The sequence below is a fragment of the Pseudonocardia sp. NPDC049154 genome, assembly GCF_040648315.1.
Lineage (GTDB): Bacteria > Actinomycetota > Actinomycetes > Mycobacteriales > Pseudonocardiaceae > Pseudonocardia.
The window spans coordinates 11,149-37,026 of record NZ_JBEZDN010000043.1; the positions used below are offsets into that span (position 1 = coordinate 11,149).

The 25,878-nt window shown below is 74.7% G+C and carries 22 protein-coding genes, 1 pseudogene and 1 riboswitch; of the genes and pseudogenes, 12 read left to right on the plus strand and 11 right to left on the minus strand.

The features are described 5' to 3' along the window. A pseudogene (locus tag AB0B41_RS20840) lies at window positions 1–91 on the plus strand (NAD(P)(+) transhydrogenase (Re/Si-specific) subunit beta); the annotation flags it as partial. Between the two features lie 37 nt (window positions 92–128). On the opposite strand, the gene gcvP reads toward AB0B41_RS20840, so the two are convergent. Further along, the gene (gcvP, locus tag AB0B41_RS20845) at window positions 129–3,038 is read right to left on the minus strand and encodes an aminomethyl-transferring glycine dehydrogenase (protein ID WP_358205648.1); all 2,910 of its coding nucleotides are present in this window, start codon (window positions 3,036–3,038) and stop codon (window positions 129–131) included. Between the two features lie 174 nt (window positions 3,039–3,212). Next, window positions 3,213–3,310, minus strand: a riboswitch (glycine riboswitch). Between the two features lie 79 nt (window positions 3,311–3,389). Between gcvP and AB0B41_RS20850 the strand changes: the two genes are divergently transcribed. Beyond that, window positions 3,390–3,692, plus strand: a complete 303-nt coding sequence (locus AB0B41_RS20850) for a YiaA/YiaB family inner membrane protein (protein ID WP_358205650.1) — start codon at window positions 3,390–3,392, stop codon at window positions 3,690–3,692. Between the two features lie 135 nt (window positions 3,693–3,827). Here the strand turns inward: AB0B41_RS20850 and AB0B41_RS20855 are convergent, their stop codons facing one another. From AB0B41_RS20855 to AB0B41_RS20875, 5 genes are all read right to left on the minus strand, one after another. Then, the gene (locus AB0B41_RS20855) at window positions 3,828–4,352 is read right to left on the minus strand and encodes a MerR family transcriptional regulator (RefSeq protein ID WP_232868747.1); all 525 of its coding nucleotides are present in this window, start codon (window positions 4,350–4,352) and stop codon (window positions 3,828–3,830) included. A 214-nt stretch (window positions 4,353–4,566) separates the two neighbouring features. Further along, the gene (locus tag AB0B41_RS20860) at window positions 4,567–5,043 is read right to left on the minus strand and encodes a bifunctional nuclease family protein (RefSeq protein ID WP_037038968.1); all 477 of its coding nucleotides are present in this window, start codon (window positions 5,041–5,043) and stop codon (window positions 4,567–4,569) included. Between the two features lie 121 nt (window positions 5,044–5,164). Continuing rightward, window positions 5,165–5,614, minus strand: coding sequence for a glycogen accumulation regulator GarA (garA, locus tag AB0B41_RS20865; protein ID WP_037038971.1), 450 nt, complete (start codon window positions 5,612–5,614; stop codon window positions 5,165–5,167). Between the two features lie 139 nt (window positions 5,615–5,753). Continuing rightward, window positions 5,754–6,161 carry a glycine cleavage system protein GcvH gene (gcvH, locus tag AB0B41_RS20870; protein ID WP_358205653.1) on the minus strand — a complete coding sequence of 136 codons (408 nt, stop codon included), beginning with the start codon at window positions 6,159–6,161 and terminating at the stop codon, window positions 5,754–5,756. 10 nt (window positions 6,162–6,171) lie between these two features. After that, window positions 6,172–6,777, minus strand: coding sequence for a CDP-alcohol phosphatidyltransferase family protein (locus AB0B41_RS20875; RefSeq protein ID WP_358205654.1), 606 nt, complete (start codon window positions 6,775–6,777; stop codon window positions 6,172–6,174). A gap of 52 nt (window positions 6,778–6,829) precedes the next feature. On the opposite strand from AB0B41_RS20875, the gene AB0B41_RS20880 reads away from it, so the two are divergent. The 5 genes from AB0B41_RS20880 to AB0B41_RS20900 all read left to right on the plus strand — a co-directional run bounded on the left by AB0B41_RS20880 (window position 6,830) and on the right by AB0B41_RS20900 (window position 12,228). Next, window positions 6,830–7,339 (plus strand): OsmC family protein, encoded by a 510-nt coding sequence (locus AB0B41_RS20880; protein WP_358205657.1) that lies wholly within the window; start codon window positions 6,830–6,832, stop codon window positions 7,337–7,339. Between the two features lie 9 nt (window positions 7,340–7,348). Then, window positions 7,349–8,974: an acetolactate synthase large subunit gene (locus tag AB0B41_RS20885; RefSeq protein ID WP_358205659.1), complete on the plus strand. Its 1,626-nt coding sequence runs from the start codon at window positions 7,349–7,351 to the stop codon at window positions 8,972–8,974. 131 nt (window positions 8,975–9,105) lie between these two features. Next, window positions 9,106–10,182 carry an MEDS domain-containing protein gene (locus AB0B41_RS20890; RefSeq protein ID WP_358205661.1) on the plus strand — a complete coding sequence of 359 codons (1,077 nt, stop codon included), beginning with the start codon at window positions 9,106–9,108 and terminating at the stop codon, window positions 10,180–10,182. Beyond that, window positions 10,179–11,126: an ATP-binding protein gene (locus tag AB0B41_RS20895; protein WP_358205663.1), complete on the plus strand. Its 948-nt coding sequence runs from the start codon at window positions 10,179–10,181 to the stop codon at window positions 11,124–11,126. Before AB0B41_RS20890 ends, AB0B41_RS20895 begins: the two co-directional genes overlap by 4 nt. 286 nt (window positions 11,127–11,412) lie before the next feature. Continuing rightward, window positions 11,413–12,228: a BTAD domain-containing putative transcriptional regulator gene (locus AB0B41_RS20900; protein ID WP_358205665.1), complete on the plus strand. Its 816-nt coding sequence runs from the start codon at window positions 11,413–11,415 to the stop codon at window positions 12,226–12,228. A gap of 89 nt (window positions 12,229–12,317) precedes the next feature. On the opposite strand, the gene AB0B41_RS20905 is transcribed toward AB0B41_RS20900, so the two are convergent. The 3 genes from AB0B41_RS20905 to fgd all read right to left on the minus strand — a co-directional run bounded on the left by AB0B41_RS20905 (window position 12,318) and on the right by fgd (window position 14,823). Next, window positions 12,318–12,800: an ATP-binding protein gene (locus AB0B41_RS20905; protein ID WP_358205668.1), complete on the minus strand. Its 483-nt coding sequence runs from the start codon at window positions 12,798–12,800 to the stop codon at window positions 12,318–12,320. Window positions 12,801–12,909: 109 nt separating this feature from the next. Further along, window positions 12,910–13,710: an enoyl-CoA hydratase-related protein gene (locus AB0B41_RS20910; protein ID WP_358205670.1), complete on the minus strand. Its 801-nt coding sequence runs from the start codon at window positions 13,708–13,710 to the stop codon at window positions 12,910–12,912. A gap of 108 nt (window positions 13,711–13,818) precedes the next feature. Next, window positions 13,819–14,823 (minus strand): glucose-6-phosphate dehydrogenase (coenzyme-F420), encoded by a 1,005-nt coding sequence (gene fgd, locus AB0B41_RS20915; RefSeq protein ID WP_358205673.1) that lies wholly within the window; start codon window positions 14,821–14,823, stop codon window positions 13,819–13,821. A 216-nt stretch (window positions 14,824–15,039) separates the two neighbouring features. Between fgd and AB0B41_RS20920 the strand changes: the two genes are divergently transcribed. Next, window positions 15,040–16,863 (plus strand): ABC transporter ATP-binding protein, encoded by a 1,824-nt coding sequence (locus AB0B41_RS20920; protein ID WP_358205675.1) that lies wholly within the window; start codon window positions 15,040–15,042, stop codon window positions 16,861–16,863. Further along, window positions 16,860–18,698 carry an ABC transporter ATP-binding protein gene (locus AB0B41_RS20925; protein WP_358205677.1) on the plus strand — a complete coding sequence of 613 codons (1,839 nt, stop codon included), beginning with the start codon at window positions 16,860–16,862 and terminating at the stop codon, window positions 18,696–18,698. Before AB0B41_RS20920 ends, AB0B41_RS20925 begins: the two co-directional genes overlap by 4 nt. Before the next feature lie 54 nt (window positions 18,699–18,752). On the opposite strand, the gene AB0B41_RS20930 is transcribed toward AB0B41_RS20925, so the two are convergent. Then, entirely contained in the window at window positions 18,753–19,946 is a 1,194-nt protein-coding gene (locus AB0B41_RS20930) for an acyl-CoA dehydrogenase family protein (protein WP_358205680.1), read from the minus strand. A 107-nt stretch (window positions 19,947–20,053) separates the two neighbouring features. On the opposite strand from AB0B41_RS20930, the gene recQ reads away from it, so the two are divergent. The 3 genes from recQ to AB0B41_RS20945 all read left to right on the plus strand — a co-directional run bounded on the left by recQ (window position 20,054) and on the right by AB0B41_RS20945 (window position 24,693). Beyond that, the gene (recQ, locus tag AB0B41_RS20935) at window positions 20,054–22,009 is read left to right on the plus strand and encodes a DNA helicase RecQ (RefSeq protein ID WP_358205682.1); all 1,956 of its coding nucleotides are present in this window, start codon (window positions 20,054–20,056) and stop codon (window positions 22,007–22,009) included. A gap of 93 nt (window positions 22,010–22,102) precedes the next feature. Then, complete coding sequence (locus tag AB0B41_RS20940; protein ID WP_358205685.1) at window positions 22,103–23,065, plus strand: nitronate monooxygenase; 963 nt, start codon at window positions 22,103–22,105, stop codon at window positions 23,063–23,065. 38 nt (window positions 23,066–23,103) lie between these two features. After that, entirely contained in the window at window positions 23,104–24,693 is a 1,590-nt protein-coding gene (locus AB0B41_RS20945; protein WP_358205687.1) for an AMP-binding protein, read from the plus strand. Window positions 24,694–24,696: 3 nt separating this feature from the next. Here the strand turns inward: AB0B41_RS20945 and AB0B41_RS20950 are convergent, their stop codons facing one another. After that, window positions 24,697–25,770: a hypothetical protein gene (locus tag AB0B41_RS20950; protein WP_358205689.1), complete on the minus strand. Its 1,074-nt coding sequence runs from the start codon at window positions 25,768–25,770 to the stop codon at window positions 24,697–24,699. Window positions 25,771–25,878 lie beyond the last annotated feature (108 nt).

Genomic DNA, 25,878 nt, shown 5'->3' on the forward strand with positions numbered 1-25,878 from the left:
CGCCTCCCAGGTGATCGTGGTCCCGGGGTACGGGATGGCGGTCGCGCAGGCCCAGCACGCGGTCAAGGACATGGCCACGCTGCTCGAGGGCGATAGTCGCCAGGGCGACTATCGCCACTCACGAGGAGTCAGGAGCTGTAGGCCTCGATGGGCGGGCAGGAGCAGACCAGGTTGCGGTCGCCGTGCGCCTGGTCGATGCGGCGGACCGGCGGCCAGACCTTGCGGTCGTGCACCCCGGGCACGGCACCCGTCGGGTAGGCGGCGAGATCGCGCGGGTACGGGTGGTCCCACTTGTCCACCAGGCAGGCCGCGGTGTGCGGCGCGCCGCGCAGCGGGTTGTCGTCGACCGGCCACTCCCCCACCTGCACCCGACGGATCTCGTCCCGGATCCCGATCATGGCCGCGACGAACCGGTCGATCTCGGCGAGGTCCTCGCTCTCGGTCGGCTCGACCATCAGCGTCCCGGCGACCGGGAAGGACATGGTCGGGGCGTGCAGGCCGTAGTCGGCGAGCCGCTTGGCGACGTCGTCGACCGTCACGCCGGACTCCTTGGTGATCCCGCGCAGGTCGAGGATGCACTCGTGCGCGACCGCGCCGTCGCGGCCCGCGTAGAGCACCGGGTAGTGCTCGCCGAGCCGGGCGGCGACGTAGTTGGCCGCCGCGACCGCGGTGAGCGTGGCCCGCCGCAACCCCTCGACGCCCATCATCCGGATGTAGGCCCAGGAGATCGGCAGCACGCCGGGGCTGCCGTACGGCGCCGCCGAGACCGCCCCGACGGCGTGCTCGCCCGAGCCGCGGCCGGGCAGGAACGGCGCGAGGTGCTCGGCCACGGCCACCGGCCCGACGCCCGGGCCGCCCCCGCCGTGCGGGATGCAGAAGGTCTTGTGCAGGTTCAGGTGGCTGACGTCGCCGCCGAAGGCACCGGGCCGGGCGAGCCCGAGCAGCGCGTTCAGGTTGGCCCCGTCGACGTAGACCTGGCCGCCGGCCTCGTGCACCGCGGCGCAGACCTCGCGCACCTCGGCCTCGTACACCCCGTGGGTCGAGGGGTACGTGATCATCAGCGCGGCGAGTGCCGCACCATGCTCGGCGATCTTGGCGCGCAGGTCGGCGAGGTCGACGTTGCCGGCCGAGTCGGTGGCCACCACGACCACCCGCATACCGGCCATGACGGCCGACGCCGCGTTGGTGCCGTGGGCGCTCGACGGGATCAGGCAGACGTTCCGCTCGGCCTCGCCGCGCGAGCGGTGGTAGGCGGCGATGGCCAGCAGCCCGGCGAGCTCGCCCTGGCTGCCCGCGTTGGGCTGGACGGACACGGCGGCGTACCCGGTCAGCTCGGCGAGCCAACGCTCGAGCTGCGTGATCATCTCCCGCGTCCCCTCGGCGTCCTCCGCGGGGGCGAACGGGTGCAGCTCCGCGAACTCCGGCCAGGTGATCGGCTCCATCTCGGCTGTCGCGTTGAGCTTCATGGTGCAGGAGCCCAGTGGGATCATCGTGCGGTCGAGGGCCAGGTCGGCGTCGGCGAGCCGGCGCAGCCAGCGCATGAGCGCGGTCTCCGAGCGGTGCTCGTGGAAGGTCGGATGGGTGAGGAACCCCGACTCCCGCCGCAGGTCCGCGGGCAGGGCGTCGGCGGTGGCGGCGTCGAGCTCCGCCACGTCCGCGGTCACGCCGAACGCCTCCCACAGCATGCGGAGGTGCGCGGTCGTGGTCAGCTCCGAGCAGGCCAGCCCCAGCTCGTCGGCGGAGATCCGGCGTACCGAGATCCCGGCCGTGTGGAGGGCGTCGGCGATCTCGGCGGCACGTCCGGGCACCCGCGCCACGACGGTGTCGAAGAACTCGCCGTGCGCCACCTCGACCCCGCCCGCACGCAGACCGGCGGCCAGGACGGCCGCCATCCGGTGGGTGCGCCGGGCGATCCGGGTCAGGCCCTCGGGGCCGTGGTAGATCGCGTAGCAGGCCGCGACGACGGCGAGCAGCACCTGCGCCGTGCAGATGTTCGACGTCGCCTTCTCCCGCCGGATGTGCTGCTCACGGGTCTGCAGGGCGAGCCGCAGGGCGGGGTTGCCGTCGGCGTCCCGGGACACGCCGACCAGCCGGCCCGGCAGCTGCCGGGCGAACTGCTGGCGCACCGACAGGTAGCCGGCGTGCGGGCCGCCGAACCCGAGCGGGACGCCGAAGCGCTGGGTCGTGCCCACCGCGGCGTCGGCCCCGAGCTCGCCGGGCGGGGTGAGCAGGGTGAGCCCGAGGAGGTCCGCGGCCACCGCGACCAGGCCCCCGCGTGCGTGGGCCTCCTCGATCAGCCTCCGGGGGTCGGCGACGCGGCCGGACGCACCCGGGTACGAGAGGAGCAGGCCGAACAGGTCGCCCTCGGGCAGGCCGTCGGCCAGGTCGGCGACCACGAGCTGGATGCCGAGCGGCTCGGCGCGGGTCCGCAGCACGTCGACCGTCTGCGGGAGGGTGTCGGCGTCGACCACGAACCGGGGGCTCTTCGCCTTGCCCGCCCGCCGCAGCAGGGTCATCGCCTCGGCGGCCGCGGTGGCCTCGTCGAGCAGCGACGCGCCGGCGACCGGCAGCCCGGTGAGATCCGCGACCATGGTCTGGAAGGCGAGCAGCGCCTCCAGCCGGCCCTGGCTGATCTCCGGCTGGTAGGGCGTGTAGGCCGTGTACCAGGCCGGGTTCTCCAGCACGTGCCGGCGGATCACCGGCGGGGTGACCGTGCCCGCGTAGCCCAGGCCGATCATCGGGACGGTCACGGTGTTGCGGTCGGCGAGCCCGCGCAGCTCGGCCAGCATCTCGGTCTCCGACGCCGGCGCCGGGATGCTCGTGGGCACCTCGCCGGTGTCGCGGATGCTCGGGGGCAGCGCGCGGTCGGCCAGCTCCTCCAGCGAGCCGACGCCGATCGCGGCGAGCATGCGCTCGAGCTCGGCCGGCCGGGGTCCGACGTGCCGGTCGGCGAACGGGACCCCCGCCTCGAGCTCGGCCAGCGAGAGCGGCGACGGGGCGGACGTGGTGCTCGACGGAACGGGCGGCGCGTCGGTCACGAGGACGACCTTTCGGGCGGTGGGCAGGACGGCATGCAGGACGTGCTGCCCTCCCCCTCTGTCCCCACCCGGGTACCCGGGTGCCTGAGAGATTCACCCGGCCGGAGCCGGGCTTTCCCCGTCGGCGGACGCCGGTCCGGTGGCTTCCGCACCGGCGTCGCTTTCCAGAGGCGTCTCACCCTCGCGGTCTCGGGTGCCTGAGAGGTTCCGGGGAGGAGTTGCTCCTTCGGCGCCCGGTCCACGTGCGACCGGGTCTCTCCCGCGCGGGATCGGCGACTGCCCGACCAGCCTAGCGCCGGATCCCGTAGTTCCACCGAGGAACCGGGCCGGGATCACCGCCAGACTCGCTGCATGAGCAGCTCGGACCGCAGCCCCGGCCCCGTCCCGTCGACCACCGCGGCCTTCCACCTGCAGGCGGTGGCGTCGTTCGTCGTCTCGCTCGCCGCCGTGACGGTCGGCGTGCTCTACCTGCCCGCCGATCCCTGGGTGCGGGCCTTCCTCGCCGTCTCGGTCCTCTACGTGACGACCTCGGCCTTCACCCTCGCCAAGACGGTGCGGGACAAGCAGGAGCGCCTCACCGTGGTCAACCGGGTGGACCAGGCGCGCCTGGAGAAACTCCTCGCCGAACACGACCCCTTCCGTCCCGCCGCCTGAGCGCGTGCCTCCGCTGGTCGAAATGAGCATCAGGGCTGTTTCGGCTCGCGAAACAGCCCTGACGTTCACCTCGACGGAGAGGAACCGCCGGGACGGTGATGCGGGGGGTTGCTCGGAGAGCCGCGCCCCGGGGCCTCAGCTGATGGCGCGGCGGGCGCGGCGGCGGGAGAGCTCGTCCTCGGGGGCCTCGTCGACCGAACCGCCGTCCGCGCGCTCGACCGGGAAGTCCTTGATCGAGCCGCTGATCTCGCGCATCGCGCCGGAGACCGCGATCCCGAACACGCCCTGGCCGCCCTGCAGCAGGTCGACGACCTCCTCGGGCGAGGTGCACTCGTACACCGTGGTGCCGTCCGAGAAGAGGGTGATCTGCGCCAGATCTCTTATCCCGCGCCGGCGCAGGTGTTCGACCGCGACCCGGATGTTCTGGAGGGACACCCCGGCGTCGAGCAGCCGCTTGACGACCTTGAGGACCAGGACGTCCTTGAACGAGTACAGGCGCTGCGACCCGGAGCCGGCGGCCCCGCGGATCGACGGGACGACGAGCCCGGTGCGGGCCCAGTAGTCCAGCTGCCGGTAGGTGATGCCGACGACCTGGCAGGCGGTGGGGCCACGGAACCCGACGAGCTGGTCCGGCAGGCCGTCGAGGCCTTCTCCGACCAGCGGGTCCGGGAAGAGCTCGCCCTGCTCGGGCCCGTCGGACGACGACCCGTCCACGGCACTCCCTCCGCCGGCCGGGACCTCCTGTCCCGACGACCCATTCACCTGTTGACGGAGCCGACGGTAAGCGCGCAGACGCCCACGGTCAACGCGCCACGCCGCCGTACGCCCTGCTCACCCGGGCGTGTCGGCGATCAACCCGCATCGAGGCGGATCCTCAGCCCGGCTGGGCGCCCCGGAAGTCCTCCGGGGAGACGGAGTCGAGGAACTCGCGGAACTTCTCGACCTCGTCCTCCTGCTCGTCCGGGATGACCAGCCCGGCCTCGGAGAGCACGCTCTCGTCGGCGTGGATCGGCACCCCGATGCGGAGCGCGAGCGCCACCGAGTCACTCGGCCGCGCGGACACGGTGATCCCGCCGTCGAAGATCAGCTCGGCGTAGAACGTGCCCTCCTGAAGATCGGTGATCCGCACCTGTTCCAGCCGCCGCCCGAGTGCGCCGATCACGTCCTTGAGCAGGTCGTGGGTCAGCGGACGGGCGGGCTTGACCCCCTGCTGCTCCAGCGCGATCGCGGTGGCCTCCACCGAGCCGATCCAGATCGGCAGGTAGCGGTCGCCCTGCGTCTCCCGCAACAGGAGGATGGGCTGGTTGGCGGGCAGTTCGACCCTGACTCCCACGACGCGCATCTCGCTCATGCGCCCGCCTCCTCACCCTGGGGTCCGACATGCTCGACGCTACACGCGCGACCCGTGCTTCGCGCGCCTCCGGACGGGCGTCGGCGGTGACTTTTCCGCCCCGCAACGCCTCCGCGCCCGGTCAGCCCTCCGCCCCGGGCTCGGGCCCGGTGAGGAAGACGAGCCGGAACTTGCCGATCTGGACCTCGTCGCCGTTGGCGAGGACGGCCGTGTCGACCGGCTCCCGGTTGACGTAGGTCCCGTTGAGGCTGCCGACGTCGACGACGACGAACTCGCCCGAGTCGCGCCGGAACTCCGCGTGCCGCCGGGAGACCGTGACGTCGTCGAGGAAGATGTCGCTGTCCGGGTGCCGGCCCGCACTCGTGGTCGGCCGGTCCAGCAGGAACCGCGAGCCGGCGTTCGGGCCGCGGCGCACGACCAGCAGGGCGGAGCCGGGAGGCAGCGCGTCGACCCCCGAGACCGGCTGCTCCTGGGCGGGCGGCTCGACGTCGGCCAGGAAGTCCGCCCGGAAGACCGACGTGGTCTCCGGGGAACGCTCCGGCGGAACGCCGGGCCCGTCGTTCGTGGTCACCTCGGGGTCTCCTCCTGCGTGGTGCGGTCCCGGCCGCGCCGCTGAAGGCGCCGCAGGGGCTTGCTGTCGTGCGGGCCGCCGCGGCACGACCCGCCGAACCTATCGTGCCGGGGCCGTGCGCGGGGGCCGGGGGACGGCGCTAGGCGCCTTCGACGAGCTGCCGGTAGGCGGCCGCGTCGAGCAGCTCCGCGACGGCCTCGCCCGCGCCCTCGCCGAGCTCCAGCTCGACGATCCAGCCGTCCCCGTAGGCCGCGGAGTTGATCAGCTCCGGGCTGTCCTCCAGGGCCTGGTTGACGGCCACGACCTCGCCCGCGAGCGGGGCGTAGATGTCCGAGACGGACTTGGTCGACTCCACCTCGCCGAGCGCGTCGCCCTGGGCGAAGCTGTCCCCCACGGCCGGGAGCTGCACGAACACGACGTCGCCGAGCTGCTCCTGCGCGTGGTCGGTGACGCCGACCCGGACCCGGTTCCCGTCGAGGACCCGGACCCATTCGTGGGCCTCGGTGTACCGCAGGTCGTCCGGCGTGGCGGTCTGCTCGGCAGTCACGCAGCGCAGCCTAGCCCTCGGGCCGCGGGTCCTCGGAGCGGACCGGTCCGGCGCGCATCGCCAGGACGAACTGGGTGAAGTACAGCAGGCCGGACCACAGGTAGAGGGCCACGCCCCAGGCCGCGAAGGCGTACCCGAACGGCTGCGCGAGCTCGCCCCAGAACCCCGCTCGGGTGCCCAGCAGCAGGATCGGGAAGGCGTAGAGCAGCAGGAAGGTCGCCGCCTTGCCGAGGTAGATCACCGGGAACGGGCCGTAGCCGTTGCGCCGCAGCACGGACACGCAGAGCCCCAGCACGAGGTCTCGGGCCACGAGCACGACGACGACCCACCACGGCACGATCTCCCGGACACCCAGCGCGACGAGCGCCGCGAGGATGTAGAGGCGGTCGACGGCGGGGTCGAGGAGCTCGCCGAGCCGCGAGTACTGGTCCAGCAGCCGGGCGAGCTTCCCGTCGGCCCAGTCGGTGATCCCGCCGACGGCGAGCACGAGGATCGCCCAGCCGTCCGCCCGCGGGCCGAGCAGCAGCCACAGGAACAGCGGGACCCCGGCCAGCCGCAGCACGCTGAGCAGGTTGGGGACGGTCAGCACCCGCTCCTGCCGGATCACCCCTGTCACGACGGGGAGGGTACCGGTGGAGATCGGCCCGCCCCCGGGCGACGATGGCCCCATGGACGCCACCCAGCTGCGGGACGTGCAGGGCCCGCTGAAGAAGCAGTACCGGGACGACCCGGGGTCCGCAGTGGTCACGCTGCACGCGGACGGGGAGCTCGACGGCACGGGCGTCGCGTGCCGGGTGCGCACCGCGACCGCGCTGGCCGAGGCCGGCCTGCACCCCGCGACCGGCGGCGACGGCACCCAGCTCTGCTCCGGCGACATGCTCCTCGAGGCCCTGGTCGCCTGCGCCGGGGTCACCCTGCGGGCCGTGGCGACGTCGATGGGCCTGGAGGTGTCCGGCACCGTGCGCGCCGAGGGCGACCTGGACTTCCGGGGCACGCTCGGCGTCGACAAGGAGGCCCCGGTCGGGTTCCGGGACGTCCGGCTGTCCTTCGCCCTGGACACCACGGCCGACGAGGAGCAGGTCGCGAGCCTGGTGAAGCTGACCGAGCGGTACTGCGTGGTGCTGCAGACGATCAAGGGCAACCCGCACACCGAGGTGGCGGTGACCACCGCCGGGTAGCGTCGCGGCATGGCAGGACCCGAGACAGGACCCGAGCCGACCGCGGAGACCACGGCCGAGACCACCGGCGCACAGGTGCTGCTGCGCACCCTGGTCGACGCCGGCGTCGACGTCTGCTTCGCCAACCCCGGCACGTCCGAGATGCACCTGGTCGCGGCGCTCGACGCCGAGCCCCGGATGCGGGCGGTCCTGACCCTGTTCGAGGGGGTGGCGACCGGCGCCGCGGACGGCTACGCCCGGATGGCGGACAAGCCGGCGGCCACCCTGCTGCACCTCGGGCCCGGCCTGGCCAACGGGACCGCCAACCTGCACAACGCCCGGCGGGCCGGCACGCCGGTGGTCAACGTCGTCGGCGACCACGCCCTGGACCACAAGCCGCTCGACGCCCCGCTGGAGTCGGACGTGGCCCCCGGGGCCGCCCGGGAGGGGGGGGGGGCCCCCGGCGGCAGGGCCCCCGGGGCCGGGGGCGGGACCCCCGCCGCCGGCGGGGCCGGGGCGGGCGCCCCCCCGCCCGCCGTGTCCACCTTGCTCGTGCCCGCCGACGTCGCCTGGACCTCGGCCGCGGGGCTCGAGCCCGGCACCGTCCCGCCACCGGCCGCCCCGGGCCGCGGGGCCCTCGACGCCGACGGCCTGGAGTCCGCCGCCAAGGCGCTGTGGTCCGGCGAGCCCTGCACCCTGCTCGTCGGGGGCACGGGCCTGCGTGAGCGCGGGCTGGTCGCGGCGCACCGCATCGCGGTCGCGACCGGGGCCCGGGTGCTCGCCGAGTGCTTCCCGACGCGGCTGGAGCGCGGCGCGGGCGTCCCGCCGATCTCCCGGCTCGCCTACCCGGGCGACGTCGCGCGGAAGCAGCTCGAGGGCACCACGCACCTCGTGCTCGCCGGGGCCGCCTCCCCGGTCACCTTCTTCGGCTACCCGGGCAAGGAGGGCGACCTGGTGCCGGAGGGCGCCACCGTCCACCGCGTCACCGAGATCGGGGCCGCCGGGACCGTCGCCCTGGAGGCGCTGGCGGACCTCGTCGCCGCCGATGTCACGGACGTGCCCCGCGCCGAGGCCGCCCCGCCCGCGCTGCCGAGCGGCCCGCTGACCGTGCAGACCGCGGCCGAGGTCGTCGGCGCCCTGCTGCCCGAGGGCGCGATCGTGGTCGACGAGTCGGTCACCTCCGGTGCGAGCCTGCCGCAGGCCACGGCCGGATCGGCCCGGCACGACTGGCTCACCCTCACCGGCGGGGCGATCGGGTTCGGTCTCCCCGCGGCCACGGGCGCCGCGGTCGCCTGCCCCGACCGGCCCGTCTGGTGCCTACAGGCCGACGGCAGCGCGATGTACACCATCTCGGCGCTCTGGACCCACGCGCGGGAGAACCTCGACATCACCACCGTCGTCTACGACAACGGCGCCTACGCGATCCTGCGCGGGGAGCTGCTCGGGGTCGGCGCGTCGCTGCCCGCGAACTCCCCCTCGCGGTCGCTGCTCGACCTCGGCTCGCCGCGGCTGGACTTCGTCGCCCTCGCCACCGGGATGGGGGTGCCGGCGGTCCGGGCGACGACGGCCGAGGAGCTGGCCGACGCGCTCCGCCGGGCCGCGGCCGAACCCGGCCCCCACCTGGTCGCCGCCCAGGTCCCGCCGCTGGTCCCCTGATCACGACCGCCGGGCTCACCGTTCGTCGCGGTGTCGTGTCGCTTCGGCGCGGGTACCCCCTGCCGTGTGACGGGCGACCCCCGGTCGCGCCCGTAGGGTGGTGATCTGGTCACGAGCAGCGAGCGAGAGACATGAGCGTGCGAGCGGCAGAGGATCTGGCGTCCGGCGACCACGCCTGCGCCGTTCCGGTCAGCGACGAGCAGCTCTGGGAGCTCACCGCCCGGTTCCTCTCCGGTGGCCTCCGCCGCAACGAGAAGGTCGTCTACTTCGACGACGGCACCTCCGAGCGGGTCCTCGACCGGCTGACCGAGGACCGGATGCCGGTCGCCGCCACGCTGCGCAGCGGCCAGCTGCAGGTCGTACCCGCCGACGTCACGCGCGGCGCGTTCCGCTCCCCCGTCGCCGACGTCCGCGCCCTGCTCCACTCCTACGTCGACGCCTCCGTCGCCCAGGGCTGGTCCGGTTTCCGCATGACCGGGCAGATGAGCTACGGCGCCGACGCCCCCGCGGGCATCCCGATGACGGCCTACGACGCCGCGCTCGACGACGTCGTCCGCGAGCGGCGGCTCGCCGCGCTGTGCCTCTACGACCACGGGCACTACACCCAGGAGCAGATCGAGCGGATGCGCGCGACGCACCGCGAGGAGCTCACCGCCCCCGCCGCCTACGACGACGGCCTGCTGCGGATCACCCAGACCGGCGTCACCTCCGTGCGGCTCGCCGGCGAGGCCGACCACAGCAACCGCCCGGTCATCCACAAGCTGATCACGGACACGCTGGACCGGGCGCTGCGCTCGGCCGACGCGCCCACGGACATCGAGCTCAACCTGGCCTCGCTGCGGTTCCTCGACGTCGCCGGGGCGGTCGCCCTGGTGCACGCGGCCGAGGAGTTCCCGAGCAGCCACCGGCTCGTGCTCGGCGACGTCCGGCCCGGTGTCCAGCGGGTGCTCGACCGGTGCGGGGCGCCGTTCGCCACCCAGCTGCTGGTCCGCGAGGCCCGCCAGCCCCCGGCCCGGCTGCCCGAGCCCGCGGACGGTCCGCACGGTCCGCGCGAGCGGCGCGTCGCCGGGGCGGAGCCGCCCGCGGGGTGGGGGAACGGGTCCCGGCCGGAGCAGGACGGGCCCGGTGCCGCCGGTGCGCCCGACGCCACCGACGCACCCGACGAGGACCCCCGGCGCGAGCCCGCCACCGAGGGGGCGCCCGGATGAAGGTCGAGTCCCGCGTCCCCGCGCACACCCGGCTGCGGCACGCCGTGGAGTTCCACGACGGGCCGGAGGACCAGCTCGCACGCGCCGTCGCGTTCGCCCGGGCCACCGTCCGCCGCGGCGAGCAGCTCGCCGTGGCGGTGCCGCCCGCCGTCGAGAAGGCGGTGTTCGACGCGATCGGGCACGCCGGCGTCGTCGCGCTGACGGCGCCGTTCGGCGCGTCCGGCGGCTCGGGGCAGACCACGGCCGCGACCTGGGCCCGGGAGCTGCGCTCGCTCGTGCAGAGCGACGCCGGCGCCACCGTGCTGTGCGGGCACGACCCGGCGCACGACGGCGTCGACGGCGGCTACTGGACCGAGCTCGACGCCGCGCTGAACGTCTCGCTGGCCGACCTGCCGGTGGACCTCGTCTGCCTCTACCCGGCCTGGCCGCTGCACCTCGAGGTGCTCGAGGGCGCCCGGGCCAACCACCCGTACGTGCTGGACGGGAGCGGGCTGCGGCACAACCCCGAGCACCGCTGCCCGCTGGAGGTGCTGCGCGGGCGGGAGCGCGCCGCGCCGCTGATCCTGGGCCCGCCGGACGTCACCTACCGGTACAACTCCTGGCAGCTGCACGAGGTCCGCCGCATGGTCGCGCGGCTCGCGCCGGCGCTGGGCTTCGACCCGGTCCGGTCCGAGGACCTGGTGCTGGCCGTGAACGAGATCGCCACGAACGCCGTCGAGCACGGGGCGCCGCAGGCCGAGATCCAGCTGTGGGCCACGGCGGGGGGTCTGGTCTGCGAGGTGCACGACACCGGCGACCTCGACGAGCCGCTGCCCGGCCTGACCGCACCGCACCCCGCGGAACCGCGCGGGCGCGGGGTGTGGATCGCGCGGCAGCTCTGCGACCTGTTGCACGTGTGGCAGGACCGCCGGGGTACCCACGTCCGACTGCACGCGACCCCGTGATCGGCCCGCCGGGGGTCCCCCGGCCGTGTTCCGAGGGCTGGGTTAAGATCGCCGAGGACGTCACCATTACGGCTGTACCTGCGGATCGTCAATTAGGTACGTGCAGATCGTAACTGTGACGAAACAGCCTCTTGGCAATCCGGGTCGTCGGGAGAACACTGTTCGGCGGCACGGAGCCCACGAGGCGTGCCCACGGGTCATCAGTCGCGTACCACCACAAGTCGGGATAACCATGTCTGACGGTCACCGCCGATCCCTCACTGAGTGTCCGGGCCACCGCATCACGGTGCTCGGATCGTTCGGTCTCACCTCGGACGGCACCACCGTGCCGTTGAGTGTGGACTCCCGCCGCGTCGTCGCGTACCTGGCCGTGCACCGCCGGCCGCAGCCGCGCGCCGGCCTCGCCGCCGACCTCTGGCCGGGCGTGCCGGCCGAGGCCGCCCACCGCCTGCTCGCCGAGGCGCTGACCGGCATCGACGTACCGGGCCTGCTCGTGGGCGACCCGGCCGACGAGGCCGCCCCGGTCGCCCTGGCGGACGAGGTCGAGGTCGACCTGTCCGACGCGATGCTCCTGGTCCGCGCCTTCAGCGGCGGCGGCCGCCTCACCGAGCGTCCCGCGGTCGACCTGCTGACCGAGGACATCCTGCCCGCGTGGACCTCCCCGTGGATCGCCGTCGAGCGCGAACGTTTCCGCCAGCTCCGGCTCGCCGCGCTGGAGGAGGTCTCCCTCAAGCTGACCGCGGCCGGCCTGTTCGCCGACGCCGTGGAGATCGCCGAGATCGCCGTGGCCGCCGCCCCGAGCCGGGAGAGCGCGCGCCGGGCCCTGATCGAGGCGCTGCTGGCGAAGGGCGACGTCGTCGAGGCGGTCGCCCAGTACGACGCCTTCCAGGAGCTGCTGCGCACCAGCGTCGGGCCGGAGAGCGCGGGCCTGGAGGGCCTGTTCCCGTTCGCCGGCGCCTGGCCGATGCGGCCCTCGATGGGCGGGTTCCGCCGCCCGGTGCAGCGCTCCGCCGTGGTCCTGCCGGGCCTGCGCGCCGCGCGGCCGGCCACGCCCGGTGCCCCGCGTCGCCTGGTCTCCGGCGGGTCGGTGCCCGGCCGCTGAGCCCGCACGTCCCGACTTCTCCCGGAACCCCGGTCGCCCCGCGGCCGGGGTTCCGGCGTTCCCGGGCCCGGGCGGTCCCGTCGGTGCGGTCAGTCCGGGAGGGCCAGCTCGAGGCAGACCTCGGTGCCCCGGCCCGTGGCGACGACGTCGAGGTGCGCCGCCAGCGCCCGGATCATCGGGAGCCCGCGGCCGCGGTCCCGGACCGCGCCCGCCGTGGCCGGCCGCCAGCGCCCCTGGTCGGAGATCCGCGCGGCGACCACGCTCCCGGAGCGGCGGCGGCGCAGCTGCACGTCGACCTCCACGGGCCCGGGCGGGCCACCGCGGTAGGCGTGGTCGACGGCGTTGGCCGCGGCCTCCCCCACCGCGAGGAGCAGGTCGACGAGCACGTCGGCGGACAGGCCCGCGCGCCGGCCCCACCGGGACACGGCGGTGCGGATGCCGGAGAGCTCGTCGGCCACGGCCGTGCGGACGATGCGCAGCTCGTCCGGTACCCCTCGCACCGACCGCCGGTCGGCCGCGCCCTGCGCGGTCGGTGCGGCCGGGACGCCGCGCTGCGGGCCGTGCGCGTTCACGAGCGGAGTGCCCCCGGGGATCGACGGTGGCGCACCGTATTCGGTCGCCTCGCCTGGTATCCCCCGGGCGCGCGCGCGGCAAACAGGCCCGGCGGGTGAGCCGCGCCGGTCAACCGTGGAAGCGGGGCGGCCGCTTCTCGCCGAACGCGGTGAGCCCTTCGGTCCCCTCCGGCCCGGCGGCACTGGCGGAGATCGACGCCGCCTCGGCGTCGAGGTGGGTCCGCAGGTCGTGGTCGAACGTCCCGGCGAGGAGCCGCTTGATCCGGCCGAGCGCTGCCGTGGGGCCCTGGGCCAGCCGGTACGCCGTGGCCTCGGCCTCGGCGGCCAGCTCGGTGTCGTCGGCCAGCACCGACGCGATGCCCAGCGACAGCATGTCCTCGGCGGAGAGCACCTGGTCGGACAGCAGGATGTGCCGGGCGCGGCCGAGGCCGACGATCCGCGGCAGCGTCCAGCTCATCCCGCCGTCGGGCGAGAAGCCGATGGCGGGGTAGGCGGGCCGGATCCGCGTCGAGGCCCCGACGACGACCACGTCCGTGGCCAGCACCAGGCTCATCCCCGCGCCGGCGGCCCAACCCTGCACGCCGGCCACCGTCGGCACGGCGCACCGGACGTACGCCTCGAGCATCTCGTGGAACAGGTCGGCCACCTCGCGCACGAACGCGCCGCGGTCCTCCGCGGCCGCGAAGGAGCGCACGTCCCCGCCCGCGCAGAAGTTGCCGCCGTCGTGCGCGAGCTGGACCGCGCCGATCCCCCGGTCGGCCGCCTCCTCCAGGGTGCCGAGCCCGCGCAGCGCCTCGGCGACCTCGGCCATCGCCGGGCCGTCGAGCGCACCGGCCTTGCCCGCCGTCACCCGGCAGCGCAGCACGCGGCCGTCCTGCGCCACCACGGGGCTCCCGCTCGCACCGCTCATCCCACCGCTCCTCACCCGGGGCGCGTCCCCGTCGACCCCGGCAGGCTAACGGTCAGCGCTGACCGGAGGGAACGATCACCCCGGGTGAGGCACCCGACACCGCCGCGGTCAGGCCAGGGCGCGCAGCTTCGGGACGACGTCCTCGGCGAACTGGGTGAGGAACCGCTCCTGGTCGTGGCCGGGACCGTGGACGACGAGGTGGTTGAGCCCGGCGTCGAGATACGGCTTGATCTGCGCGACCGCCTCGTCCGGGTCGCTCGCGACGATCCAGCGCTTGGCGACCTGCTCGATCGGCAGCTCGTCGGCCAGCCGCTCCATCTCCTCCGCCGAGTCCACCGTGTGCTTCTGCTCGGCGGTCAGCGACAGGGGCGCCCAGAAGCGGGTGTTCTCGAGCGCCGCGTCGGCGTCGCGGTCGTAGGAGAGCTTGATCTCGATGGTCCGGTCGATGTCGTCGAAGGAGCGGGACTCCTTCTCCGCGCCCTCCTTGACCGCCGGGATCAGCTTCTCCGTGTAGAGGTCCATGCCCTTGCCCGAGGTGCAGATGAAGCCCTCGCCGGACCGGCCCGCGTAGCGCGCCACCACCGGGCCGCCGGCCGCGATGTAGACCGGCACCGGCTTCTCCGGCCGGTCGTAGATCTTCGCGTTGACGAGCGTGTAGTAGTCGCCCTCGACGTTGACGTTGTCCTCGGTCCACAGCGCGCGCATCAGCCGCACGGCCTCGCGCAGCCGCGCGAACCGCTCCTTGAACTCCGGCCACTCCATGCCCGACACCGCGATCTCGTTGAGCGCCTCGCCGGTGCCCGCGCCGAGGATGATCCGGTTGTCGTACAGCAGCGCCATGGTGGCGAAGGTCTGCGCCATCACCGCCGGGTTGTAGCGGAACGTCGGCGTGGTCACGCTCGTGCCGATCTGCACCCGGCGGGTGCGCTCCCCCACGGCCGCCATCCACGTCAGGGCCGACGGCGCGTGCCCGCCCTCGTGCCGCCACGGCAGGAAGTGGTCCGAGACCCACACGCTGTCCAGGCCCACCTCCTCGGCCCGCACCGCGTACTCCACCAGGTCACGGGGCCCGAACTGCTCCGCCGAGGCCTTGTAACCGATCTTCAGGTCCACGCTGGTCCTTCCGCTGGGGAAACCCCTTCTGCGCACAGGTCTACTACACCGGACCGCCGCCGACACCCGCGCCGCCCGGCCCGCCCTTGACCTCGACCGGGGTTCAGGTCGCACGGTCGGGTGGTGATCGCGACAGGGACCGGCGGCTCCGCCCACGGCGAACCCCGCGCAACTCGGATGCGCCGGCGCCGGGGACTTCGTAGCGTGGTCGAAACCATGCCTGCCTCTCCCGACACCGTGCAGGCGCAGGACCCTCCCACGACCGAGCCGTCCGGGGCCGTGATCCGGCCCGCGGCGACCCTGGCCGCGCTGCGCCGCCTCGCCCCCTACGTCCGTCCGCACCGCGGCGCGCTGCTCGGCTCCGGCGCCGCGGCGCTCACCGCCACCCTCGCCGCCCTGGTGATCCCACTGGTCACCCGCCGGATCGTCGACGGGCCGATCGCCCGCGGCGACCTCTCCCCGCTGCCGTGGCTGATCGGCGGCGTCCTGGCGCTGGGCCTCGTCGAGGCCGTCCTGCTGTTGGTGCGCCGCCGGATCGTCGCGCGCCCGACCACCCGCATCGAGGCCGACATGCGCGCGGACCTCTACGCGCACCTGCAGCGGCTGCCGATCTCCTTCCACGACCGCTGGCCCTCCGGCCAGCTGCTGTCCCGCGCGGTGCAGGACCTCTCCACGATCCGCCGGTTCCTGGCGTTCGCCGGGGTGTTCCTCGTGGTCAACACGATCACCGCGCTGGTCGGCATCGCGATCCTCGGCGCCCTGTCCTGGCTGCTCGGGGTCGCGGTGGTGGTCGTCGCGGTGCCGCTGGTCGTGCTGACGCTGCGGCTCGAGCGCCGCTACTCGGTGGTCGCGCGGCTGGCCCAGGACCAGGACGGCGACCTCGCGACGGTCGTCGAGGAGTCCGCGCTCGGCGTGCGCGTGCTGCGCGCGCTGGGCCGGGGCCGCCAGATCACCGACCGGTTCGTCACCGGCGCCCGCGGCCTGCGGCGTACCGAGCTGCGCAAGGTGCGGCTGCAGGCGGCACTGTGGTGCGTGCTCGTGCTGCTGCCCGAGGCCGCGATCGCCGTCATCCTCGCGATCAGCGCCTGGGGCGTCGCCACGGGCGCGCTGACGGTCGGCACCCTGGTCGCGGCCGTGACGATCATGACCTACCTGTACTGGCCGATCGCCTCGCTGGGGTGGCTGCTCACCGAGGCCGGGAACGCCGCGGCCGCGACCCGGCGGTACTGGGAGGTCCGCGACGTCGCACCGGCGATCGTCGACCCACCGGACCCCGTCGCTCTCGGGGCCGTGCGCGGCCGCGTCGAGTTCCGCGGGGTCCGGTTCCGGCACGAGGGAGCCGACGCCGACGTGCTGCGCGGGGTGGACCTCGTCGTCGAGCCGGGCGAGACGATGGCCCTGGTCGGGGCCACCGGCTCGGGCAAGACCGTGCTGACCTCGCTGGTCGGCCGGCTCACCGACGTCACCGGCGGCGCGGTGCTGCTCGACGGCGTCGACGTCCGGCGGCTGCGGCTCGCCGACCTGCGCACCGCCGTCGCCACGGCCTTCGAGGACCCGGTGCTGATCTCCGCGAGCGTGCGGGAGAACGTGGCCCTCGGCCTGCCCGACGCGAGCGACGCGGACGTGTGGGAGGCCCTGCGGGTCGCGGGTGCGGCCGGGTTCGTCGAGGCGCTGCCGTGGGGCCTGGCCACGCGGATCGGCGAGCAGGGCCTGTCCCTGTCCGGCGGGCAGCGGCAGCGGCTCGCGCTGGCCCGTGCCGTGCTCAGCCGCCCGCCCGTCCTCGTGCTCGACGATCCCCTCTCGGCCCTCGACGTCCACACCGAGGCCGAGGTGGAGGCGGCGCTGCGCAGCGTGCTCGGCGGCGTGACCGCGCTGGTGGTGGCCCACCGGCCGTCGACTGTGCAGCTGGCCGACCGGGTCGCGCTGCTGGAGGGCGGCCGGGTCACCGCCGTCGGCACGCACCGCGCGCTGCTGGCCACGAACGCGGCCTACCGGGACCTGCTGAGCAGCCCCGACGCCGACCGGGTGGGGGCGGCATGAGCACCGCGACGGACCCCGGCGCCGATCTGGACTGGCGCGGCGTCGGCGACGACAGCGAGGAGGTCACCCGGGCCGCCGGGCTGCGGCTGGCCCGCAGCGCCCGCCTGCTCGTCGCCGACCTGCTGCGCCCCCGCCGCGGGGCCGTGGCGCTCGCGCTGCTGATCCTGGTCGTCGAGAACGCCGTGATGCTGACCGGACCGCTGCTCGTCGCGCTGGCCGTGGACACCGGCGTTCCCGCGGCGCTCGACGGCCGCCCGGCGCCGCTGGCCTGGGCCGTCGCCGGGTACGCGGCATGCGGGCTGGCGTCGGCGGGCCTGCGGGCGGCGTTCCTGCTCCTGTCCGGCCGGCTCGGCCAGGACGTGCTGCTGGAGCTGCGGCGGCGGGTGTTCCGGCACGCCCAGCGGCTCGCCCTGGAGTGGCACGAGTCGTACACCTCGGGCCGGCTGATCTCCCGCCTGACGAGTGACCTGGAGTCGATCGACGACCTCCTGCAGCAGGGGCTCGACGGCCTGCTGGGCGCGCTGCTCGCGCTGGCCGGGATCACCGTCCTGCTCCTGCTGATCGACCCGGTGCTCGCCGCCGTCGTGCTGGCCGGGTTCGTGCCGCTGGCCCTGCTCACCCGCTGGTTCCAGCGCCGGTCCCGGGCGAGCTACCGGCTCACCCGCACCTGGGTGGCGCGGGTGATCGTCCAGTTCGTCGAGTCGATGAACGGCATCCGCGCGGTGCAGGCCTACCGCCGCGAGGCGCGCAACGAGTCGATCATGGAGAAGCTCAACCACCGGTACCGCGACGCCAACGCCGACGCCCTGCTCACGTTGTCCTGGTTCGTCGCGTGCGTGCGGGCCGTCGGCAACCTGACGCTGGCGCTCGTGCTGCTGCTCGGCGCGCTGCGGGTCACCTCCGGGGCCCTGGAGCTCGGCGCACTCACCGCGTTCCTGCTCTACCTGCGGCGCTTCTACGACCCGCTCGACCAGCTCGCCCAGTTCATGAACGCGTACCAGTCCGCGGCCGCGGCGCTGGAGAAGCTGGCCTCGGTGCTGGAGACGCCGATCGGGGTGCCGGAGCCGGCACGCCCGCAGGGGCTGTCCGCGCCGGTGCGCGGCCAGCTGACCTTCGACCGGGTCACGTTCGCCTACCCCCGGGCGCCCGAGCGGCTCGTGCTGCCCGAGTTCTCGCTGACGGTGCCGGCCGGGCAGACGATCGCGCTGGTCGGCGAGACCGGAGCGGGCAAGACCACGCTCGCCAAGCTGGCCGCCCGGTTCCACGACCCGGTCACCGGTGCCGTGCTGCTCGACGGCGTGGACCTGCGCGAGCTCGCCGACGCCGACCTTCGCCGCGCGCTGGTCATGGTCACGCAGGAGCCGTTCCTGTTCTCCGGTTCGCTGGCGGACAACGTCGCCATGGGCCGGCCCGGGGCGTCGCGCGCGGAGATCGCCGCGGCCGTCGACGCCGTCGGGGCGGACTTCGTGCACGACCTGCCGGAGGGACTCGACACGGACGTCCGCAAGCGCGGCGGGAGGCTCTCGGCCGGGCAGCGGCAGCTGGTCTCGCTGGCCCGGGTCGTGCTGGCCGATCCCGCGGTGGTGCTGCTCGACGAGGCCACGTCGAGCCTCGACATCCCGTCGGAACGGGCGGTGCAGGCGGCGTTGGAGACGGTGCTGGCGGACCGGACGGCGCTGATCATCGCCCACCGCCTGTCCACGGTCGCGATCGCCGACCGCGTGCTGGTGATGGGCGGCGGCCGGATCGTGCAGGACGGCACCCCCGCCGAGCTCCTCGCCTCCGGCGGCGACTTCGCCGACCTCCACGCGGCCTGGCAGGACTCCCTGCGCTGAGGCGCCCGTGCGCGGTAAGTGGTGCTCCAGCACCACTTACCGCGCACAGGCGCGCTAGCGCACGAAGGCGGAGTGGCCGGTGATCGCCCGGCCGACGACGAGGGTGTTGATCTCGCGGGTGCCCTCGAAGGAGTAGAGGGCCTCGGCGTCGGCGAAGAACTTGGCCACGCCGTAGTCGAGCACCACGCCGTTGCCGCCGACGACCTGCCGCGCCAGCGCCACGGTCTCGCGCATCGCGGTGGTCGTGTACTCCTTGGCCAGGGCGGCGTGCTCGTCGCGCGCCTCGCCGGCGTCCTGCATCTCGGCGAGGCGCACGCACATGCCGAGCGAGGCGGTGATGTTGCCCAGCATGCGCACCAGCAGGTCCTGGACCAGCTGGAACCCGCCGATCGGCCGGCCGAACTGCTCGCGCTCCTTGCTGTACGCGAGCGCGGCCTCGTAGGCGCCGATCATCGTGCCGGTGGCGCCCCAGGCGACCCCGCCGCGCGTCCGGCGGAGCACGCCGTTGGTGTCCTTGAAGGAGTTCGCGCGCTGCAGCCGGTCCTCCTCGGGAACCCGGCAGTCGGTCAGCACGATGTCGGCGTTCTGCACGGTGCGCAGTGCGATCTTGTTCTCGATCTTCGTGGCCCTCATGCCCGGGTTGTCCTCGTGCACGACGAACCCCTTCACCGCACCGTCGGACTCGTCGCGGGCCCAGATCACGACGAGATCGGCGAAGGTGGCGTTGCCGATCCAGCGCTTCTCGCCGTTCAGGACCCAGGTCTCGCCCTCGCGGCGCGCCGTGGTCTCCAGGCCCTGCGCGACGTCGGAGCCGCCGTGCGGCTCGGTGAGGCCGAAGGCGCCGATCTGCTCCATCCGTGCCATCGGCGGCAGCCAGCGCTCGCGCTGCTCGTCGGAGCCGCAGAGGTCGATGCTGCCCATCGCGAGCCCGTTGTGGATGCCGAAGAAGCTGTTGAGCGAGGCGTCGGTGTGCGCCAGCTCGAGCGAGACGAACCCGATCAGCAGCCGGCGGGCGGCCGGGCCCGCGAGCCCGTCGTAGGGCAGCGCGGCGATGTCGAGCTCCGCGAACTTCGGGACGATCCCGTGCGGGAACTCGGCGCGGCTCCAGGCCTCCTGCGCGATCGGGGCGATCTCGGTCCGGCAGAACTCCCGGACGCGTCCGACGATCTTCTGCTCCTCGTCGGTGAGCAGGGAGCCGTAGCCGAAGAAGTCGCCGGTGAGGAGGTCGGCGTCGCGCAGGTCGCTCATGGGGCGACTCTTGCACGGCGCACCGGCCCCCGCTCGTCGTCGCGCGGGTACCTGTGGGAGTCGCCTGCCGGTCGGGGACCGTCGGTGCCGGCTCGTACGATCGCGCCGTGACCGCTCCCCCCGCCCCCGCGCTCGAGGTGCTCCACCGGGTCTTCGGCTACGAGGCGTTCCGCGGGCCGCAGCAGGAGGTCGTCGAGCACGTGTGCGCGGGTGGGGACGCGCTGGTCCTCATGCCCACCGGCGGCGGCAAGTCGCTCTGCTACCAGGTGCCGGCGCTGGTCCGCCCGGGCACCGGCGTGGTGATCTCGCCGCTCATCGCGCTCATGCAGGACCAGGTCGACGCCCTGCGCACGCTCGGGGTGAAGGCCGGCTTCCTCAACTCCACGCAGGGTCCGGAGGAGCGCCGCGACACGGAGCGGGCGCTGCTCGCGGGCGAGCTGGACCTGCTCTACCTCGCGCCCGAACGGCTGCGCGTCGGGTCGACCGTCGATCTGCTGGACCGGCTCGAGGCCCGGGGCGGGATCGCGCTGTTCGCGATCGACGAGGCGCACTGCGTGGCCCAATGGGGCCACGACTTCCGGCCGGACTACCTCATGCTCTCCGAGCTGCACCGGCGCTGGCCGGCCGTGCCGCGCATCGCGCTCACCGCGACGGCCACCGAGCACACCCGCGCGGAGATCGCCGAGCGGCTCGACCTCACCGGGGCCAAGCAGGTCGTCGCCAGCTTCGACCGGCCCAACATCCAGTACCGCATCGCGCCGAAGGCCGAGCCGCGCCGGCAGCTGCTCGACCTCATCCGCTCCGAGCACCCCGGCGACTCGGGCATCGTCTACTGCCTGTCGCGCAAGTCCGTCGAGCAGACCGCGGAGTTCCTCCAGGGCCAGGGTGTGCCGGCCCTCCCCTACCACGCCGGGCTCGACGCCGGGGTCCGCCGCGAGCACCAGGCCCGGTTCCTCCGCGAGGAGGGCCTGGTCATGTGCGCGACCATCGCCTTCGGGATGGGCATCGACAAGCCGGACGTCCGCTTCGTCGCCCACCTCGACCTGCCCAAGTCCGTCGAGGGCTACTACCAGGAGACCGGCCGCGCGGGCCGGGACGGGCTGCCCTCCACGGCGTGGCTGGCCTACGGGCTGGCCGACGTCGTGCAGCAGCGCAAGATGATCGACGACTCCGAGGGCGACCAGGCGCACAAGCGGCGGCTGGGCCAGCACCTCGACGCGATGCTCGCGCTGTGCGAGACCGTCGAGTGCCGGCGGGTGCAGCTGCTCGCGTACTTCTCCGAGAAGACCGGGCCGTGCGGCAACTGCGACACCTGCCTCACCCCGGCCGAGTCCTGGGACGGCACCGTGCCCGCCCAGAAGCTGCTGTCCACGGTGTGGCGGCTCAAGCGCGAGCGGAACCAGAGCTTCGGCGCCGGGCAGGTCGTCGACATCCTCGTCGGCAAGCGCACCGCGAAGGTGGAGCAGTCCCGGCACGACCAGCTCTCCACCTTCGGCATCGGCACCGAGCTGTCCGAGCAGGAGTGGCGCGGCGTCGTCCGCCAGCTGCTGGCGCGCGGGCTCCTCGAGGTCGGCGGGGCCTACAACACGTTGCAGCTCACGGACGGCAGCTCCGCCGTGCTCAAGGGCGAGCGCCAGGTGATGCTGCGCAAGGACCCCGAGCGCACGCGGACCCGCCGCACCTCCCGCTCCACGGTCCCCGCGGCGGACCTGCCGGCCGGCGCGGCCCCGGTGTTCGAGCGGCTCCGCGCGTGGCGGGCCGCGACCGCGAAGGAGCAGGGCGTCCCCGCCTACGTGATCTTCCACGACGCCACGCTGCGCGCCATCGCCACGCTCGCGCCGACCTCCGCCGCCGCCCTCGGCACGGTCAGCGGGGTCGGGGAGAACAAGCTCGCGAAGTACGGGGCGGGCGTGCTGGCGGCCGTCGCGGGGAACGACGGGGCCGACTCCGCTGCCGCCGCGGAGACGGCCGCGCAGCCGGGGGCACCGGCGCCCGAGGAGGACTGGCCGCTCGAGGACCCCCCGGAGCCGGACTACCCGGACGACGATCCGTGGGGCGCCTGAGCCGACCCGCCTGTCACCCCGTCGGCCCAGCGGCCGGGCCCGCCGGGCGTCGATAATCGCGGGTGGACCCGTCGTCGAGGCCCGGGAGGACACGTGCCGGATCGGACCGGCCTGCCCCTACGGATCACGGAGCGGCTGCGCCTGCCGGTGATCGCCGCGCCGATGCTGCGGGTGTCCGGCCCGGACCTCGTGGTGGCGGCGTGCGAGGCGGGCGTCGTCGGCGGTTTCCCCACCGCCAACGCGCGCAGCGCCGAGGAGCTGGACCGCTGGCTGGGCGAGATCGAGGCGCGGACCGGGCCGGCCGCCGCGCCCTGCGCCCCGAACCTGATCATGCGGTCACCGCGGCTGGCCGAGGACCTCGCGGTCCTCGTGCGACACCGGGTGGAGCTGGTGATCGCCAGCGTCGGGTCGCCGGCGCCGGTCCTCGGGCCGCTGCACGACGCGGGTGCCCTCGTCCTGGCCGACGTCGCGACGCTGCGACACGCCGAGCGGGCCGTCGCGGCCGGGGCGGACGGGCTGGTCCTGCTCACCGCGGGCGCGGGCGGGCAGACCGGATGGATGAACCCGTTCGCGTTCGTCCGGGCCGTGCGCAGCTTCTTCGACGGCCCGGTGGTGCTCGCCGGCGGGATCGGCGACGGCACCGCGCTCGCCGCCGCCCGCACGCTCGGCGCCGACCTCGGCTACCTGGGCACCGCCTTCCTCGCGACGCGCGAGAGCATGGCGGCCCCGGAGTACAAGCGGATGTGCGTCGACAGCACGCTCGACGACGTCGTCCTGACCAGGGCGTTCACCGGTCTGCCCAGCAGCATGCTGGCCCCCGCCATCCGCGCCGCCGGCCTCGACCCGACGGCGCTCGACGAGACCGTCACCCCGGCGGACGCCGACGCCCTCTACGGCCACGGCGGCCTCGGCCCGCGCCGGTGGAGCGAGGTCTGGAGCGCCGGCCACTCCGTCTCCGGGGTCCGCGAGATCCCCACGGCCGCCGAGCTCGTCGACCGCCTGGCGTGCGAGTACGAGGCGGCCGCCGACCCGGACCGCACCGTCACCCCGTCCTGACCCGTCCCGACGTCCATCGCCGCACCGAGGGAGCACGCATGACCACGGACACCCGCACCACCGCCCACACCGGCTCCGCGCCGGCGCCGCTCTGGGCGGAGACGACCGTCGGGACGCTGGTGCTCCGCGCGCTGCGCCGGTACCCAGACCGGATCGCCTTCGCCACCGACACCGGAACGCTCACCTATGCCGCCGTGACGGAGCTCGTCGGGCGGCTCCAGCGGGTGCTGGCCGACCGCGGCCTCCGCCGGGGCGACCGGATCGGGCTGCTCGCCGGCAACAGCCCGGAGGCCTGGTGCGCGGGCATCGCGGTGCAGGCGGCGGGCATGGCGACCTCGTGGCTGCACCCGCTCGGTTCGGTGGAGGACCAGCTGTACCAGCTCGCCGATCTCGACGCCGCCGCCTGCCTCGTCGACGCCCAGCGGCACGCCGGCCGAGGGGCGGAGCTCGCCGCCCGCTCCGGCGACGTCCCGGTGCTCGGCCTCGGCCCGTCCGACTTCGGTCCCGACCTGCTCGGCGAGGCCGCGGCGGTGGGCGCCGCGACCGCGCACGACGTCGCGCACGTCGACGACATCGCGCTGGTCAACTACACCGGTGGCACCACGGGCCGGCCCAAGGGAGTGATGCGCCGGCACCCCGCCGTCAGCCACATCATGTCGATCGGCACGCTCACCGACTTCGAGATCCCGTTCGACGCCCGCTACCTCGCCGTCGCGCCGATCACGCACGTCGCGGGCACCAAGGTCGTCCCGGTCCTGCAGCGCGGCGGGACGGTGCACCTGCAGGACGGGTTCGACCCGGGCCGGGTGTTGGAGACCGTCGAGCGCGAGCGGATCACGATGACCCTCGCCGTGCCGACGATGATCTACGCGCTGCTCGACCACCCCGCCCTCGACCGCACCGACCTGAGCTCGCTGGAGCTGCTGCTCTACGGCGCCTCCCCCATGTCGCCGACCCGGCTGGCGGAGGGGCTGGAGCGGATCGGGCCGGTGTTCTCGCAGCTCTACGGTCAGACCGAGTGCTACCCGATCAGCGTGCTGCGCCGGGCCGAGCACGCCGACCCGACGCTCGAGGGCTCCTGCGGCGTCCCGATCAGCACCGTCGACGTCAGCCTCCTCGACCCGGAGGGCAACCCGGTCGAGCCCGGCGAACCCGGCGAGATCTGCGTCCGCGGCCCCGGCACCATGGAGGAGTACTGGCGCAAGCCGGACCTGACCGCGCAGGCGTTCGCGCACGGCTGGCTGCACACCGGCGACGTCGCCCGACGGGACGCCCGTGGCTACCTCACGATCGTGGACCGCACCAAGGACATGATCATCAGTGGTGGCTTCAACGTCTTCCCCCGCGAGGTGGAGGACGCCCTGACCAGCCATGACGCCGTCGCGATGGCCGCGGTGTTCGGGCTGCCGGACGAGAAGTGGGGCGAGGCGGTGACCGCCGCGGTCGTGCTGCGGCCCGGCGCGACGGCGACCGCGGAGGAGCTCGCCGCGCACGTGCGGGCGCTCAAGGGCGCGGTGCAGACGCCGAAGTCGGTCCACCTGGTCGACGCCCTGCCGACCACGGCCGTCGGCAAGATCGACAAGAAGGCGCTGCGGGCGGGCCTGCGGACCGGCGGGCTGGAGCGGTAACCCTCACCCCTCCCCCGGGTCGGCCGCCGCGCGCAGCCGCTCCAGCTCGTGCTCGGCCGCCCCGAGCCGCCGGTGCAGGTCGGCCACCTCCCGCGCGTGCTCGGCGGCGCGCCGTTCGGCCGCGGCGGCGTGCTCCTCCCGCAGCCGGTCCTGCCCAGCGCGGTGCCGGGCGGCCGCCCGGTCCCGTTCCTCGGCCGCGGCGGCCCGGACGGCGTCGAGCCGGGAGGCGTGCTCCTCACGGAGACCGGCCAGCGCGGCGTCCAGCTCGTCGCGATGGGCGGCGGCCGCCTCGCGGGCCCGTTCCCGCTCCGCGTCGAGCTCCGTGCGACAGGCGGCCAGCTCCGCCCGGTGGGCCTCGACGGCCTCGCGGGCCCGGCGCCGCTCGGTGTCGAGCTCGGTGTCCCGGGCGGTGAGGGTGGCGCGCAGCGCGGCGAGCTCGTCGCGCAGCTGGGCGGTCTGCGCGGCGGCGGCCTCGGCCAGCTCCTCGGCGCGCACGGCCCGGTCCTCGAGTGCGACGGACCGGCCCTCGGCCCGCAGCTGCTCCCGCTCCGCGGCGGCCGCGGCCTGCTCCGCCCGCGTGCGCGCCCGCTCGGCCTCCGCCCGCAGCTCGACCGCCTCCGCGGCCCGTGCGCCGGCGTCGGCCGCCGTCGCCTCGGCCCGCCCCGCGCGCTCCTCCGCCGCCCGCCGCGCGCCGTGGTCCTCGGCCGCACGCGTCAGCGCCGTATCGCGGGCGGCCAGGGCCTCGCGGACCTCCTCGTCGAGCTGCGCTCGCAGGATCGCGACGCCGTCGATCACCGCGGCCAGCGGACCGGCGGCAGCGGCGAGCCGGGCACCGAGGTCGTCGACGGCGGTGACTGCGCCCGCGGTGTCCCCCTCCTCCCGCAGCGACTCGACGGCCACGAACGCCGCCTCGGCGTCCTTGCAGCTCAGCCCCTTCGTCCCCCAGCCCCGCCCGTCCTGGCAGTAGCGCGGCCGATTGCCCCGCCCCACCAGCACGGGCAACGGCTCCCGGCAGCGCCGGAAGGCGCACCGGCGGGACTCCGCGGCCACCCCCGACTCGGTTTCCGCAGGTCGCACCGCCATCGCAGGGTCATCCACCGCTTGTCTCCCGGAATTACGTAACTCGAACTCGATACCCAGAACTACATTTCTGTAGTTCGAAGAGTACTCGACTCAGGAGAACAC